At 58.7% G+C, this 16016-nt stretch carries 14 protein-coding genes and 3 pseudogenes; 13 read left to right on the plus strand and 4 right to left on the minus strand.

What is annotated here, in order from left to right:
• Positions 1 to 19: 19 nt before the first annotated feature.
• Positions 20 to 913 (minus strand): NAD(P)-dependent oxidoreductase, encoded by an 894-nt coding sequence (locus V6R85_RS25150; protein WP_111785207.1) that lies wholly within the window; start codon positions 911 to 913, stop codon positions 20 to 22.
• 137 nt (positions 914 to 1050) lie between these two features.
• Between V6R85_RS25150 and V6R85_RS25155 the strand changes: the two genes are divergently transcribed.
• Positions 1051 to 2034: a LysR family transcriptional regulator gene (locus V6R85_RS25155; protein ID WP_236761784.1), complete on the plus strand. Its 984-nt coding sequence runs from the start codon at positions 1051 to 1053 to the stop codon at positions 2032 to 2034.
• A gap of 60 nt (positions 2035 to 2094) precedes the next feature.
• Here V6R85_RS25155 and V6R85_RS25160 read toward each other — a convergent pair.
• A pseudogene (locus V6R85_RS25160) lies at positions 2095 to 2643 on the minus strand (IS3 family transposase); the annotation flags it as partial.
• 35 nt (positions 2644 to 2678) lie between these two features.
• Between V6R85_RS25160 and V6R85_RS25165 the strand changes: the two are divergent.
• Positions 2679 to 2955: pseudogene (locus V6R85_RS25165) on the plus strand (FCD domain-containing protein); the annotation flags it as partial.
• Between the two features lie 36 nt (positions 2956 to 2991).
• On the opposite strand, the gene V6R85_RS25170 reads toward V6R85_RS25165, so the two are convergent.
• Positions 2992 to 3867 carry a LysR substrate-binding domain-containing protein gene (locus V6R85_RS25170; RefSeq protein WP_111785208.1) on the minus strand — a complete coding sequence of 292 codons (876 nt, stop codon included), beginning with the start codon at positions 3865 to 3867 and terminating at the stop codon, positions 2992 to 2994.
• Positions 3868 to 4013: 146 nt separating this feature from the next.
• Between V6R85_RS25170 and V6R85_RS25175 the strand changes: the two genes are divergently transcribed.
• The 11 genes from V6R85_RS25175 to V6R85_RS25225 all read left to right on the plus strand — a co-directional run bounded on the left by V6R85_RS25175 (position 4014) and on the right by V6R85_RS25225 (position 15516).
• Entirely contained in the window at positions 4014 to 4775 is a 762-nt protein-coding gene (locus tag V6R85_RS25175; protein ID WP_336377334.1) for an SDR family NAD(P)-dependent oxidoreductase, read from the plus strand.
• A 30-nt stretch (positions 4776 to 4805) separates the two neighbouring features.
• Positions 4806 to 5645: a transketolase gene (locus tag V6R85_RS25180; protein ID WP_111785210.1), complete on the plus strand. Its 840-nt coding sequence runs from the start codon at positions 4806 to 4808 to the stop codon at positions 5643 to 5645.
• Positions 5642 to 6679: a transketolase family protein gene (locus tag V6R85_RS25185; RefSeq protein ID WP_111785211.1), complete on the plus strand. Its 1038-nt coding sequence runs from the start codon at positions 5642 to 5644 to the stop codon at positions 6677 to 6679. Before V6R85_RS25180 ends, V6R85_RS25185 begins: the two co-directional genes overlap by 4 nt.
• Before the next feature lie 71 nt (positions 6680 to 6750).
• Complete coding sequence (locus V6R85_RS25190; protein WP_111785212.1) at positions 6751 to 7755, plus strand: TRAP transporter substrate-binding protein; 1005 nt, start codon at positions 6751 to 6753, stop codon at positions 7753 to 7755.
• A 27-nt stretch (positions 7756 to 7782) separates the two neighbouring features.
• Entirely contained in the window at positions 7783 to 8313 is a 531-nt protein-coding gene (locus V6R85_RS25195; RefSeq protein WP_111785213.1) for a TRAP transporter small permease, read from the plus strand.
• Entirely contained in the window at positions 8310 to 9569 is a 1260-nt protein-coding gene (locus tag V6R85_RS25200) for a TRAP transporter large permease subunit (protein WP_111785214.1), read from the plus strand. Before V6R85_RS25195 ends, V6R85_RS25200 begins: the two co-directional genes overlap by 4 nt.
• A 9-nt stretch (positions 9570 to 9578) precedes the next feature.
• Positions 9579 to 11069: a sugar ABC transporter ATP-binding protein gene (locus tag V6R85_RS25205; RefSeq protein WP_111785215.1), complete on the plus strand. Its 1491-nt coding sequence runs from the start codon at positions 9579 to 9581 to the stop codon at positions 11067 to 11069.
• The gene (locus V6R85_RS25210) at positions 11066 to 12079 is read left to right on the plus strand and encodes an ABC transporter permease (protein ID WP_111791809.1); all 1014 of its coding nucleotides are present in this window, start codon (positions 11066 to 11068) and stop codon (positions 12077 to 12079) included. The genes V6R85_RS25205 and V6R85_RS25210 overlap by 4 nt, the downstream gene beginning before the upstream one ends.
• A gap of 41 nt (positions 12080 to 12120) precedes the next feature.
• Entirely contained in the window at positions 12121 to 13098 is a 978-nt protein-coding gene (locus tag V6R85_RS25215; protein ID WP_111785223.1) for a substrate-binding domain-containing protein, read from the plus strand.
• Between the two features lie 72 nt (positions 13099 to 13170).
• Positions 13171 to 14064 (plus strand): amidohydrolase family protein, encoded by an 894-nt coding sequence (locus V6R85_RS25220; protein ID WP_111785217.1) that lies wholly within the window; start codon positions 13171 to 13173, stop codon positions 14062 to 14064.
• Positions 14065 to 14484: 420 nt separating this feature from the next.
• Positions 14485 to 15516 carry an IS110 family transposase gene (locus tag V6R85_RS25225; RefSeq protein ID WP_111785218.1) on the plus strand — a complete coding sequence of 344 codons (1032 nt, stop codon included), beginning with the start codon at positions 14485 to 14487 and terminating at the stop codon, positions 15514 to 15516.
• A 266-nt stretch (positions 15517 to 15782) separates the two neighbouring features.
• On the opposite strand, the pseudogene V6R85_RS25230 reads toward V6R85_RS25225, so the two are convergent.
• Positions 15783 to 15932, minus strand: a pseudogene (locus V6R85_RS25230) (IS110 family transposase); the annotation flags it as partial.
• Between the last annotated feature and the right edge of the window lie 84 nt (positions 15933 to 16016).

Raw genomic sequence — 16016 nt, forward strand, 5'->3', positions numbered from 1 at the left:
CTTGGTTGAATGCGGGTGATCAGGCGCTTGCGGGCAGGCGCAGTTCGACTTTCAGAAGATTTTCGAAAACTTCTGCTACGCTCGTGGAATCCTTGCCTCCAAGGCCTTCGGCGCGTGCCATATTGTAGATTTGGCGGACCATCTGACCGAGCGGCATGGGGTAAGCCGAGAACTCCTCGAGGCACAGGGAGATGTCCTTGTGCATCAGATCGAGTGCGAAGTTTGCAGGCCGCTCTTCGGTGAAAAGCGTTTTTGGGAGGTAGTCGAGCATCTTGCTGCCCGCGAGTCCGCCGGACAGGACTTCCGTCAGAACAGATAGGTTCGCGCCGGATTTGACGCTGGCGGCAAGCACTTCGCCTAGGGCAACGGTATTGATTGCCGTCAGGAGGTTATGGGCGAGTTTGGTCAGTTGGCCAGAACCGACAGGGCCGCAATGCACAATGTGGCCGGCGATCGGGCCGAGGACCGGGCGGGCTGCATCGAGAACGTCTTGGCTTCCGCCAGCCATAACCAGAAGAGTCCCGGCGCTGGCGCCGGCGACACCGCCGCTGACCGGCGCGTCCATGAAGTGAACGCCCTTCGCTTCGCACTGTGCTGCAATGGCCTTGGTTGTCGATGCATCGACTGTGCTGAAGTCGATAACCGTAGCGCCCGCGGCCACTTTCTTGAGGATACCATTCTCGCCGGTAATGGCGTCGCGAAGAGTGGCAGGACTCGGCAGGCTGCTGAGAACAAACATGGCTGGCGCGGCGGCGGCACTCGGCGATGCCTCAACGACAGCGCCTTTTACAGCAAGCTCAGCGGTAGCTGCCGTGTTGGGATCAAAAACGTGGACCACATGACCTGCATCGAGTAGGCGAAGCGCCATTCTCGAACCCATCCGACCAACACCAATAAAAGCAACCGTAGTCATCTTGTACCTTCCTCGTGATGAGCCAATAGACTCTGTCCAAAAAAGGGGAGGCCAAGAAAGACGATCCGACAGCACGCGCGGTCGAGCGATCACTCTCTAATTGTTCCCTTTTTTTACGTATTGATCGCAGAAAATGAGTGAAAGAAAAGGCGACGCTTGATAACACTACATGTAAGAGAAACTTACGGACTGCGTTTATCATGCTCAATCTCTCACGGCTGCAACTTCTTCATGAGCTCTCGGTCCTTGGCACGATTTCGGCGGTTGCAAGATCCCTGAACCTGACGCGGCCCGCTGTCTCGCAGCAACTCTCTCTCCTTGAGAAGGAGCTTGGCCTCGTTCTGTTCGAGCGCTCCGCGAGAGGTGTACGCTGGACATCGGCCGGCGAGCGTTTGTTGGCCGGCATTGGCGGAATACTTCAGGCCGTGAACGAAGTAGAAGCGGATCTCGCGCGAACTGCACAAACGGTGACCGGCGACTTGCGTATCGCTGCCTTCGGTTCAGCAGCTGCAACTATCATCCCACAAGCGATTACCCAGCTGGCAAAACAGCACCGCTCGCTGGAGATCTTTTTCAACGAAATGGAGCCGGGTGACGGCCTCAAAGCGACTGCGACGAAGCAGGTCGACATCGCAATCGTAGACGATCTAACTGGGACGGAAAACTTCGCGCACCAGCTGGACTTCCAGCCCCTTTACATCGACCCCTTTAAAGCCGTTGTTTCAGTCGATCACAGATTAGCGGGCACTGGACGAAAGTCGGTCGAACTATGGGAACTTGCCCAGGAAAAATGGGCCCTGAACCAATCAGCCATTGGCTATCAGACGTTCATCGTGAACGCGTGCCATGCGGAGGGATATACGCCACAAATCATGTCGAGCTGCCGCAACATTGCAGCGACATTGGAGTTTGTGCGAACCGGAAGCTTCGTTACCGTTCTTCCAGGTCTTGCGACGCACAATATACTGCTCGATCCCGATTTTCGGTGCCTGGACCTACGCCCTGTAACACAGCGGCGACTTTTTTCGGCATTCGCAAAGGGAAGCAAAGCTCGGCCCGCCATTTCTGCTGCATTGGAAGCGTTCGAACACGCATGTTCGATATTCATCGATCATCGATGATCGCCAACCAGACAGGAGAAGCTCGCACGGCTCGGTTTGTCTGAACAGTTTCGGGCGGGTGTGACCTGGCCCTGGTTTGGAGGCGTTAGGGCGACGGTATATTGTCTCGATGCCCACCTTGTTTATCAGTGTGGCGACGTGCCGCCGCCCAGTTTCCAGGCCTTCTCCTCTCAAGAGTCCTTGCAAGATACGACTTCCGGCAAAAGGGTAGTCGAGATGTAGTTCGTCGATCCCCGAGCGAATGCGACGCATTCGTCCGCCGCCGCCTCAGAGCCAGATCGCTGTGCCACACTGAACGTGGAGAATAGTAGACGGCTGCCACGGCTGAAGCCGAGAAGCTTCACCTGGCGCACGACGGATAGCCTATGATCGCGGTCGATCATTTGTTGTCCCGCATCAATCCGCCTTGCCCAGCGCACCGGATAAAAAATCGTTCTCCAGCGTCAGTGCGCCGATTTTGGCGTGCAGCGTTTTCACATCGACGGTTGGACGCGCCGGTTCCGCCTTCGCTTCATCACCGAATACGCCTGTCGCCCCCTCAAGGAGCGGTCGTCTTGTATGGTCTCTCCTGTTCCCGGCATCTAAGCCGAAGTCAGGCAGAAATTCTACCTATCCTAGCTGTGCAGATTTCCCGAGCCAGCTCTTACTACGACAACGAGGAATTCCATAAGGCGATCTATGCGGCCAGCCGAAGCGAGTTTCTCGAGGAACAATGCCTGTAACTGCACCGGCGCCTGCGCGCCCTACCGCCGCCTGCAATTGCGCATGCGCAATCGGTTGTCGACGTCTTTCTCGGAACATTGCGCCATCGTCGATGCGATCTTTGCTGGAAACGGAGAGGACGCCCGCCGCCTGCTGCGGGGACATGTCGGCATTCAGGGCGAGCGGTTCAGCGATCTCGTTGCAAGCATGGCGGCCAGACCATCCCGGCAACGCCGAACGCACGGGTATTGTCGCTTAGCAACGCTGGTCGGTCAGCCAGTCGGCAAAAATGCGTGCCAGTCGCCTCTGGCTGCCCGATTTCGGATAGGCGATATAATGCCCGATATATCGGTTGTCCCGGAATTTCCCGGCAAACGCTTTGACCAACCTGCCGCTCTCGAGCTCTCTCCGGGCGAGAACATTGGATTCCAGCGTTATCCCAAGGCCGTTGGCTGCCGCGTCTATCGCCAGGAAACTTCTGTCGAAACTAATCGACGGAGCGGGGGGAGGGCCAAGGTCATTGATTTCGAACCAGTCGATCCACTGAATCCGTTTTAGATCGCTCCGGATGAGAGGCAGGCGGAAGAGGTCCCTCGGGGATTTAATCTGTACCGCCATCTCCGGCGAGCAAAGCGGGGCTATGATTTCCTCAGACAGTGGAATGACGATGAGGTCTTCGCGGTTGAGGGGCTCTCCGTAAACGACATCGGCATCGAACAGACCGTCGACAAAACGGGCATAACTTGTGCTGGCCGCCACTCTGACCTCCACGCCCGGGTTCTCCTTCAGAAACTGCGGCAATCGCGGCGAAAGAACCTGCGCAGCAAAGCTTGGGGCACAATGGAGACGCAGCAACTGCGCTTTATTCGATGAAATTTTCTCAACACCTCTGCGCAGTTCCTCGAAGGCATTCGAGGCATGCGTCAAGAGCGTCTGGCCGGCAAATGTCAGCTTGACACTGCGCGTGCTGCGTTCGAACAGCGCGACACCCATGTCTCTCTCCAGCCTGAAAATCGCGTGACTTATGGCACTTGGCGACAGATTCAGCTCCTCGGCAGCGGACCGGAATGTTCCGAGCCGTGCGGCGGATTCGAAAATACGCATGGCGGATAGTGATGTCATGTGCAGCATCGGATTAGTGAATCACAGTCACCTACCGATGTAAACTTGGCGTTTGTCGAACATGCCCCTTTCAGCCACAAATTCCAGCAGCAGCCTTGATCCGCTGCCGGAACATCAACCAGATGCTTTGAGAAAGGCATTGGGAGGAGACATAGATGCTACTGAAGGGGAAGACCGCGGTCATTTCGGGCGCGGCGAGCAAACGCGGCATTGGCCGTGCGACTGCAGAACTGTTTGCAGAACATGGAGCGCGTCTCGCCATACTGGATCTTGATGGTGAATCCGCGAAGGAAGCGGCCCAGACTTTGCCGGTGAATGGCCAGGGTAGCCACATCGGCCTTCGCTGCGACGTTTCGAACAAGGCTGAATGCGATTCGGCCGCCCAAACTGTAGTATCGGCATTCGGCAAGGTTGACGTGCTGATCAACAATGCGGGCATCACCCAGCCCGTCAAGACGCTCGACATCACAGAGGCCGACTGGCATCGCATTGTTGACGTCAACATGACTGGCATCCTGTTTCTCAGCCAAGCCTTCATTCCCAATATGCGCGACAATGGCGGCGGTTCCATCGCCTGCATTTCGTCCGTTTCCGCACAACGTGGCGGCGGCATCTTTGGTGGGGCCCATTATTCCGCAGCCAAGGCAGGCGTGCTCGGGCTCGCAAAAGCCATGGCGCGCGAGTTCGGGCCGGTCGGCATCCGCGTGAACTCCGTCACACCCGGCCTGATCCAGACCGACATCACCGGCGGAAAGCTGACGGACGAAATGCGCGCCGACATCATCAAGGGCATTCCCTTGAGCCGGCTCGGCGACGCACGCGACGTCGCGAATATCTACCTGTTTCTCGCATCCGATCTCTCGGCCTATGTCACGGGCGCGGTGATCGACGTCAATGGCGGCATGCTGATCCACTGATCCGGCTCAGGCTCGCCACAGGAGAATTCAATGACCCAGATCGGTCACAATGTAAGCCTGCCGGAGCGGGCAAGACGCATCCGGCACCACGCCTTGCGGATGGGCGAAGTTCAGGGCCAGGGTTATATCGCCCAGGCGCTCGGGATCGCGGATGTTCTGGCTGTATCCTATTTCCATGCGACGAATTACCGCCCGGACGATCCCGAATGGGAAGAACGAGACCGCTTTCTGCTGTCGATCGGCCACTATGCGATCGCTCTGTACGCTGCTCTGATCGAGGCAAAAATCGTGCCCGAGGACGAACTGGAAACCTATGGCACAGATGATAGCCGGCTGCCCATGTCTGGAATGGCGGCCTATACGCCAGGCATGGAAATCACCGGCGGTTCGCTTGGCCATGGGCTCGGAATTGCTGTCGGCATGTGCCTTGGCCTGAAGCGCAAGAATTCCAGATCCTTCGTCTACAACCTGTTCTCCGACGGTGAACTCGATGAGGGATCGACTTGGGAAGCAGCGATGTCGGCCGGCTCGTACAAACTGGACAACCTGATCGCAATCGTCGATGTCAACCAGATGCAGGCCGATGGCCCTTCCCTTGGCGTCATGAACTTCGAGCCGCTCGGTGCAAAGTTCGAGGCGTTCGGCTGGTTCACGCAGCGGGTCGATGGCAACGACATCGAAGCCGTGGTCCGTGCATTCGATGCCGCGCGCAACCATGTCGAGGCACAGCCCCGCATGATCATCTGCGATACCAGGATGGCGAAGGGCGTGCCGTTCCTCGAAGCAAGGGAACGCAACCATTTCTTGCGAGTGGAACCGGAGGAATGGGTCGAAGCCCTCAGGATCATTGATGCGGGAGTGACAGCATGAGGCGCTCGAAGTACATTCGTCCGGATTTCCTGACTCTGGGCGAAAATCGCCCCCGGTTGACGACGTCGGCGATGATCGCGTCGATTGCCGGGGCCGACCAGTCGACTAGACCTGCTCCGTTTGGCCACACGCTGGCGACACTGGCGGAGAAGAACGAGCGCATCGTCGGCATGTCCGCGGATCTTGCGAAATACACGGATCTGCACGTCTTCAGGGCCGCCCATCCGGATCGCTTCTATCAGATGGGCATGGCCGAACAGTTACTGATGATGGCGGCAGCGGGAATGGCACGCGAAGGTTTCCAGCCTTGGGTGACTACCTATGCCGTCTTCGCGTCACGCCGGGCTTACGATTTTATATGCCTGGCGATCGCCGAGGAAATGCTTGACGTCAAGATCGTCTGTGCATTGCCGGGCCTGACAACGGGCTATGGCCCAAGCCATCAGGCAACCGAAGACTTGGCCATGTTCCGCGGCATGCCGAACCTGACGATTATCGATCCCTGCGACGCCCTGGAAATCGAGCAGGCGGTGCCTGCGATCGCCGCCCACAAGGGGCCCGTTTACATGCGCCTTCTGCGCGGCAACGTGCCGTTGGTCCTCGACGAATATGGCTACACGTTCGAACTGGGCAAGGCAAAACTCCTTCGCGGCGGTCGTGACACACTCGTGATTTCGACTGGTCTCATGACGATGCGTGCGCTGGAGGCCGCAAAAGAGCTTCAAAAGGACGGGGTCGACGTGGCCGTCCTGCATGTCCCTACAATCAAGCCGCTCGACGAGCAGACCATTCTTGCCGAATGCCGCAAGCAAAACCGGCTCGTCGTGGTCGCGGAGAATCACACGGTCATCGGCGGGCTTGGCGAAGCCGTCGCGGCAGCCCTGATGCGCTCGGACGTTCGGCCTACCGGCTTCCGGCAAATCGGTCTGCCTGACGAATTTCTCGACGCCGGTGCCCTGCCGACGCTTCATCACCGTTACGGCCTTTCCACAAATAGCATTGCAACGTCGATCCGGCGATGGCTGGGCACATGACAAACATATCCGGTCCTGAAGGGAGGAGCCGTCAGGGCCGGGTTTCATGAAAGTAAATTCGGGAGGAGACTATGAACTTGCCTATTGATAGACGCGCATTCCTGGCAACTGCGGCAATAGCAATTGCCGCACCGGCAATCCTTGCAACCGTGCGACCCGCGAGGGCAGCCACGACACTCACCCTCGGTCACGGAGCAGCGCCGGGGAACCCCCGAACGGTTGCCGCCGCGAAGTTCGCCGAACTTGTCTCCGAAAAGACATCCGGCCGGGTGACAATCAACGTCGCAGGTGCGGAAACGCTCGGCAGCGATGCCGCCATGCTGACCAGCCTGCGGACAGGTGCCCTCGACTTTACGGCAAACAGTCAAGGCGCGACATCCGCCCTTGTGCCCGAATTGGCTGCCCTCGGATTGCCCTTTCTGTTCGAAAATGCAGAAAAGGCCATTGCACTGCTCTCAGGGCCCGTCGGGTCGGAGTTCAATGCGCGTTTTGACGCCGTCGGCGTTGTGCCGCTTGATTGGTGGGACAATGGCGTCCGCCATCTGACCAATTCCAAGCGCAAGGTGGCAATCCCGGAAGACGTTGCCGGCCTGAAGATTAGAACGCCCGCCGACCCGATGACGATCGATATCTTCCAGGCTCTGAGTGCGAGCACCGAGCAGATTGCGTTTGGAGAGCTTTATATCGCCCTTCAACAAGGCGTGGTCGATGGCCAGGAAAATCCGCTCGCCAATGTCGAGAGTTCAAAGCTCTACGAGGTGAACAAGTACATCAGCCTCACTGCGCACAAATGGGAATCGACACCCTTCCTGATGTCGAAAATCGCCCAAGGGCGCGTCGGCAGCGATATGGAGGCTATCCAAACGGCAGCCAGGGAGGCGGGCGAACTCCAGCGTCGCCTGTCGACGCAGAAAGCCGCCGAGGTGCTTGCAAGCTTCAAGGGCAATGCTGCGATCGAGGTGAGCGATGTTGATCGCGCCGCCTTCATTAAGGCCACTGCGCCGGTCTATGACCTTTGGAAGGCCAAGCCATTCGGAGACTTCGTCAGCCAGATCGAAGCTGCAGCGAGGGCTTAAGGCTCTCGCACTCACCCGGAGGCTATCATGGACATGCTGCAAAACCTCGTAGAGGCAGTAGCGCGGCTCGTCGTGCAGGGTTCACGTGTTGTTACAATCGTCACTGGTATCGCCCTGACGCTGGTGACAACGGCAAACGTCGTCGCGCGCTACACGCTGAAAAGTGGCGGTTTCTCGTTCGCGCAGGAACTGCCAATGCTGATCTTTCCGTGGTTCATCCTCGCGGGAATCGTGCTGGCGGCCCATGCCGGAGGCCATATGGCGGTCGAATGGCTGTACGACAAACTGGAGGGACGATCTCGTTTCATAGCCTTCAGCGTCGTCAATGTTATCAGCGTAGCGACGTTTCTGGTGCTGGCCTACCAGGCGGGTGTCGTCGCCGAGATTGCAGGGATCGAGCGCAGCTCGGTTCTGCAGCTGCCCAACAGCATCGGCTACTACTCCCTGGCCATAGGAGCCCTCTTCGTCTCCATCGTTACGGTCGCGGCGACTCTTCGCGTCCTGCGCCTGGGCTGGGATCGTCGGGTCCAAATGAGTGCTGAGGAGGTGTCGCTATGACCCTGATCATGATCGTTTCGTTCTGTATTCTAATGGTGATGGCCGTGCCAGTCGGTTACGCCCTGATCATCGCGGCCGGTGCTGCCGTCCTCTTCAATGGTTACGTGCCACTGTCAGTCGTCGCCCAGCAGGTTTATGATCAAACCCAGTCCTTCCCGATGCTCGCCTTGCCGTTCTTCATGCTCGCAGGCACGCTCATGCTTGGCGGCGAACTCGGACGGCAACTGCTGGAACTCGCCTCAAGAGCGATGCAACGCTGGCGCGGCGGACCTTTGTCGACAACCGTCGTCTCTTCGGTGGTCTTCGGAGGCGTCTCCGGCTCGGCGGTGGCGAATGCCAGTGCGCTCGGTTCCGTCCTCATTCCATGGCAGAAAAAGCACGGCTATCCACCGGCACTCTGTGCTGCAAACAACGCGACGTCCTCTGTCATCGATGTGCTCATTCCGCCATCGATCCCGATGATCCTCTTTTCACTAGTGAGCGGAGTGAGTGTCGGCAATCTCTTCATAGCAGGGATTCTGCCTGGTCTGCTGATGGCTGTTGGCTTCATCTTCGTCTGCTGGTTCATTGCGGTGCGCCGCGGCTACGAGACCAGCGCCGAAGCCATACGTAAACGCGATCTGGGATTGTTGTTTCTCACAAGTTTCCCGGCCATTCTTCTTCCGATCCTGATTATTCTCTTCCTGCGGTTCGGACTGGCGACGCCTACCGAGGTTGCAGTGCTGTCGGTGGTCTACTCCTTGCTGCTGAGCCTGCTATTTTACCGGGACCTGACCTGGAAACGCTTCTGCGACAACGTCGTCGAGGCGGGCACGGGCACGGGAATCGTCATGCTGGTCATCATGGGCAGTGCTGCTGTCGGCTGGGTGCTGACATTCGACCAAGCTCCGCAACAGATGGCGGCTTGGGTGTCCAGCAACATTTCGAACCCCATCATGATCATCCTGATGATGAACCTGATCATGTTGGTGGTCGGCATGCCTCTCGATATGCCGCCGGCAATCCTTCTTCTCGGCCCGATCTTCGTGCCACTGGCGGATTCCATCGGTCTCGATCGCGTGCAACTGGGCCTGATGATGGTGGTCAACCTCGGCATCGGCCTCTACACGCCGCCGATCGGGACAACCTTGTTTATCTCGTCGTCGATCGCAAAGGCCCCGTTGGGCGAAACAACCCGTGAGCTCTGGCCCTTTTTCACCATGGCCATGCTCGTGCTGTTCTGCGTGAGCTTCATCCCAGCACTGACCATCTATTGAGGGCAAGACATGGGCGCGACACGTCAAATCGTCCTTTCAGTCAGCGGACTAACTAAGGCCTATGGCGCAACATCTGTCCTGAAGGGGGTGGATTTCTCCGTCGATCGCGGTGAGGTGCATGCCCTGCTGGGGGGCAATGGCGCGGGCAAATCGACGATGATCCGGATCATCACCGGGTCAGCTGCAAAAGATGCCGGCGACATCGTGTTTCGTGGCCCCTCGGGAGAGCTTCGAACAGAAACCGAAGGCCGAAGGAAGATTGCCGTCGTGCATCAGGAGCTGGCCCTTTTGCCGCATCTGAGCGTCGCCGAAAACATCGCCCTTCCCTACTTCGTCCATGGCGCCGCCCTGTTCAACAGAAAGCGTGCGGCCCGGCAGGCCTACGATGCCCTCGCGATGATCGACCGTGAGTTTGCGGGAACGTCTCTCCAGCGGCTCGTCGGCGATCTGAGCCTGCACGAGGGACAGATGGTCGAGATTGCCCGCGCGCTCGCCTCGGGCGCCGAGCTTATCCTGCTGGACGAGCCGACGGCCAATCTGACCGCCCAGGAAACGGAACGGCTTTTCATGGTGGTGCGACGGCTTACCCGGGAGGGCGGGCTGTCGGTCGTCTTCGTCTCCCACCGCATGAAGGAAATCCGCGAGATAGCCAATGTCTGCACCATCATCCGTGATGGACGCACCGTCGTCGATCGCGCCGCGACCACCAGCCTGACGGATGCGGATATAATCGAGAAGATGGGTCAGGCGGCGACCTCCCATACGCCGGAGCGCAAGGCCCCGACGCGACGCGCCTTTAACGGCGACGCATTGACCATACGGGAAAGCGATTTCAGTCTCGATCTCAAGCCGGGGACCATTCTCGGTGTCGCCGGTGCGCCGACAGGCCCTTCGACGCTCATCGCAACGCTGGTCGGGGCGGCGCGGTCCAGACGCTGGACGGTATCCCATGCGTCCTGGCCGGGCAGTTTCAGTTCTCCGCGTCAGGCCGCCAGGCTCGGCTCCGGCTTCATCACCGGCGATCGTTCCCACAAGGGAATCCTGCACAGCCTGCCCATTGTCGACAATGTCCTTGCGTCCCGGCGTGTCGTCCGCGGCAGCATGCTGACCGGTGCGCATGAACGGACGGAATGTCTCGACCTGATGCAGGCACTCAAGGTGAAAGCCGCCTCGATCTGGAATCTCCCCAGCACGCTTAGCGGTGGCACGCAGCAGAAGCTGCTGCTTGCCCGCTGGCTGGGACTGCCCTCCAGGCTGCTCGTCCTGGAAGAGCCCACCCGCGGCGTCGATATCGGTACCAAGCGGGAAATCTATCAGCTTATCCGGCAGATGGCGGCGAGCGGGACCGTCATCGTCTGGTGGTCGACCGAGAATGCCGAACTGCTCGAGGTCTGCGACCGCGTCATGGCATTCGATTCGCAAGGCCGCTGCGCCGGGGTGATCGAGAATGAAGACCTGAGCGAGGACAGGCTCGCGGAACTCACGGGAATGGCAGCATGACAGAGAATACGACCCAGGCGTCGGCGGACCCAAAACAGACGGCATTTCAGATTCGACACAGGGAAAGCATCATCGGATCCTACCGGACCGAGATCGCAATCGCGATTGCCATCATCGTTCTGGCGCTCGCCGTTGGATCGCAGGTTCCCCAGGCTTTGAGCTGGGGCAATTTTGCCAATATCACCCAGGCGGGCGCGCCGCTGATCATCATGTCGCTCGGGGTTCTCCTCGTGGTTATCACCGGCGGCATCGACCTTTCGGTCGGGTCGGTCTTCTCGTTGACGGGCATGGTCACAGCCCAGGCGATGGCCTACGGTTTCGACGGCTTGGAGGCAAGTTTAATCGGACTGTCCGTTGGGCTTGTGTTCGGTTCGATCAACGGATTTCTCGTCACCATCGCCGGGCTTGCCCCCTTCGTCGTCACGCTCATCACCTTCGCTGTCGCGGGCTCCCTCGCCTTCATCGTCACCAATGGCCGCTCCATGCCCATCGGCGATCCCGACTTCTGGCTTCTGAACAGCGGCAGCCTCGTTCCCGGCATGCCCAACTACATTATGTTCTGCATCGTGCTACTGGTGGTGATCGAGCTTTTTCTGAAGAAGATCGTGGCCGGACGCTGGTTCTATGCCGTTGGTAGTAGTGCGGCGGCGGCCCATCTGCTCGGCATCCCCGTGAAGCGCACGACATTCTTTGCCTACGTCGCCTCGTCGCTTCTCGCCTCGTTTTCCGGGCTACTGACGATTTCCTACATTCTGAACGCAGAATCGACAGCAGGCTCCAGCCTTATGCTGCAGGGGATCGCCGCGGTCGTGATCGGCGGGGCAAGTCTTCTCGGTGGAACAGGCACGGCGGTCGGCGCGGTGCTTGGCGCCCTGATGATCACGGTCATTCAGAACGGCGTCAATCTGATCGGCATCAACAGCTTCTGGCAGGGCTCGGTCACCGGCGTGGCGATCCTGATCGCCGTCCTGATCGATCGTTTCAGCAAATCCCGGCGGGGAGCCGGATGAAGAAAGGCCGGTACAGTGCTGGCATCGTGGAGGAGGAAGAAATGAAAAACAGTCTGCATAGACATGCCACGCTGGCGACGGTTGTTGTCGCGATGGCACTTGGCGCGGGCGTGGCGCACGCGCAGGAGAAAAAGACGGTCGCCTATCTCGCGCCGTCGCTCGACATCTCCTACTGGCAGTGGGTTGGCTACGGCGTCAAGCAGAAGGCAGAGGAACTCGGCATGGACTATGTCGAGCTCACGTCCGAAAACTCGCCGGCCAAGCAGATGGACAATGCCCGCACGGCCGTGACGAAAGGTGTCGATGCGATCGTGATCGGGCCGGTCAGCTCGACCAGCACGCCACCGCTGCTGGCATACCTGAAATCTCAGAATATCCCGATCGCCTTTGCCGGCATCGGTCCGCAGCCGGGACAGACCGACTACACATCTTCGGTTACCGCCAACAATTACGAGACGGGCAAGGCGCAAGGCAGCTTCGTCTGCAAGCTCGCAAAGGAGCGCGGCGGCAACCAGGTGGGCATGCTATCCCTGCCCCAGGATCGTGAGAACGCCCAGAAATACCTCAAGGGAGCCGAGGAAGCCTTCAAGGCGGATGGCTGCGATCTCGCGCAGATGCTGGAGACACGCGGCCTGACGATCAACGAGGCGGTCACCCAGGCAAACGACATGCTGACCGCCCATCCCGATATTAAGGCCATTTATGGCATGTATGACGAGGCGGGTACCGGGGCGGCCAAGGTTCTGGAGACGCGCGGGCTGACCGGTAAGGTGGGCATCGCCGTCGCCGACGGCAGCCCGACCACCATCGGATTGCTGAAAGCAAACGCCATCCAGGGCATTTTCTTCCAGGAAGCCGTCGGCCAGGGTATCGACGGAACGCAACAGGTCTACAATGCGCTGACGGGTGCAGCCGTCGAGAAGGATCTGGCACTGGTCATGCCGCTGGTCACCGCCGACAAGGTTGATTCACCGGAGGCCAAGGCCGTCATCGCGCGCGTTTTCCCGCCAGCCAACTGATAGTCGACGGGGGTGTCCGTGCTGAAACGGGCACCCCGATTGTCCACCCGATCACGATCACTGGAAGCCACCATGGAAGATTTTCCCATCATCGACCCGCATTTCCATCTCTGGGACCTCGAGAACGGCTACTATCCCTGGCTGTCCAACGGTGTGAAGCCGTCGGCATTCGGCGATTATACCGCCATCAACAAGACCTACCTGATCGATGATTTCCTGGCCGATGCCAGCGGACAGAACCTGGTCAAAGCCGTGCATCTCGACGTCGGATATGATCCGGCGGATCCGGCGGGTGAAACCCGCTGGCTGCAGAGCATCGCGGACCGGCATGGATTTCCGCACGGCATCGTCGGTTATGCCGACCTGCGCAAGCCGGATGTCGGAAGACTGCTCGATGAGCACGGGCAATACGCCAACTTCCGCGGTATCCGCCAATCCATGAACTTTCATAAGGACCCCGCTAAGACCTATCTGACGGAAACCGAAGTCAGCCGCACGCCGGAATGGCGACGCGGTTTCCGGGAGCTTGCCCGACGGGGCCTGAGCTTCGACCTGCAGCTCTACTACTGGCAGATGGAAGAGTTTCTCGAACTCGCCCGCGATTTCCCAGACGTCCAAATCATTCTCAACCATACCGGCATGCAGGTCGACGGCCCCGCGCATTTCGACGGCTGGAGCAAAGCCATGAAGACGCTTGCGCAGGCGCCAAACGTCGCCTGCAAGATCTCGGGCCTCGGCATGGGTGACTGGACCTGGACCACTGAAAGTATTCGCCCCTATGTCGAGGAGGCAATCGCCGCCTTCGGGGTCGAGAGGGCGATGTTCGCCTCAAATTTCCCTGTCGACAAGCTGTTCTCGAGCTATGACGCGATATGGAACGCTTTCAAGGATATCACAGCGGGCTATTCGGCATCGGAACGCTCGGCACTTTTCCACGACAACGCCGAGCGACTATATCGATTGTAACAGAGTCGCCTGTAAGATCAGCAGGTGGGCTATTGGTCACGGCGCAACCAATGGGTCCCACGAAATGGTGCGGCGATGTATACCGGACCTCGCTGCGATGCCTTAAGCAGAACTCCCTTGCCGACCGGTATCAATAAAAGGTCCGATACCGTTACAATCGGCTCGGGCCTCAAGAGGGGCGCATACCGTTGTCCGCGCGGAAGTCAGACGTTTCCGAGTTATCGCTGTCGCCCCGCCACCAGAGTTCGCCATAACCCCATTTTGACGTTCACCACGATGACGCAACTACTGAAATCCGCACTCAATTTGGGCTCTGCCATTGTGGCGAAATGAATAGATGGCGTGGTTGCCGCTCTACCCACCCGGCACGTTCTGTCAGAGGATGGTCGGGTTAAATCCAACGGGTGGAAGGATGGCAGCATGACATACGACACGATGATTGGGATCGATCTGGCGAAGAACGTTTTTCAGGTTCACGGAGCTTTGCTTTGCGGAGAGGTGAAGTTCCGGCGGAAGCTATCCCGGCAGCATTTTCGCAGATTTATGGCCGGGCAAGGCGCTTCGATCGTCGTGATGGAGGCGTGCGGGAGTGCTCATTACTGGTCACGCGAGATGACGAAACTCGGTCATGAAGTACGGCTGATAGCGCCACAGTACGTTCGTCCGTTCGTGAAGCGTCAGAAGAACGATGCCGCGGATGCCGAAGCGATTGTCACAGCCGCACAGCGACCTGGGATGCGCTTCGTTACGCCGAAGCTCGAGGAGCAGCAGGCACAGGCGCTTCTTTTTCGTGGGAGAGAACGACTTGTACGTCAGCGTACTGAGTTGGTAAACGCATTGCGATCAGCCCTCTACGAGTTCGGGCATCCAATTCCTCCGGGCATTGGGCAGCTTACGCGGATTGAGGCGATGGTTGAGGCTGAGAACAGCGATCTGCCAGAACTGGTTCGCGACGAATGCCGCGATCTTCTGCTGCAGATCGCCGAGAAGACGCAACGGATCGAGGTGAAGACAAAACAGATCGGCGCTCTGGCATCACTGACTGACACAGCACGCCGTTTGCAAACAATGCCGGGCATTGGACCAATGAGCGCGTTGGCCGTTGAAGCGTTTGCTCCACCCATGGAAAGCTTTCGGCGTGGGCGAGACTTCGCGGCTTGGTTAGGCCTGGTGCCACGGCAGCATTCGTCAGGAGGAAAGGAGCGGCTCGGACGAATATCAAAGGCCGGACAAGCCGATATACGCCGGCTTTTGATCATGGGAGCGATGTCGCGCTTGAACTGGCTCGGGCGGAGAACGATCCTGGAAAGGTCTTGGCTATCTGGAATGCTGGCCAGGAAACCGAGAATGCTTGTGGCTATCGCGCTCGCGAACAAAATGGCCAGAGCGATCTGGGCCATGCTGACAACAGGCAAGGATTATCAGAACCCGGCACAGACTGCTGCTGCGTGACAGAGGTGTGGCACAAGGTAGTTTAGAGCCGGTGACGGAGGTGTGAGAAAGTCGACGACCCATATGGGCAAAATGATCGAACAGATCTGGATCAGGAAAACCAGTTCGGGGCATAGAGCCAATCAGCTCGCTGAATAGATTTGGACCTGATCCGCTGATCACCATATCGGCCAGCGGCTTCTAAAGTGCCGCATTTAAAGGCCTGACAGAAGACCGCACTCGATCACACCCAATGGTTCAGAAACTTCTTGCATTACGGGCGGCAACCACAGAAGGACTGCAATCTTCCGCGCCGTCGCTGTCACTGCCTTCTGCTTGCCGATGCGCCCTGCCAACCGTCGGTAAAACGCACCAAGCGCGGTGTCACTTCGCCCGATCGTGGTGGCAGCCAACCGCAACAGCGCCGCTGCGCGGCTAGAGCAGAGAGCTGGCTCGGGAAATTTGAACAGCGGGGATAAGTGGAATTTCTGCCTGACTTCGGCTTAGATGCCGGGAACAGG

It is taken from the genome of Agrobacterium sp. CCNWLW32, assembly GCF_037083425.1.
GTDB lineage: Bacteria > Pseudomonadota > Alphaproteobacteria > Rhizobiales > Rhizobiaceae > Agrobacterium > Agrobacterium radiobacter.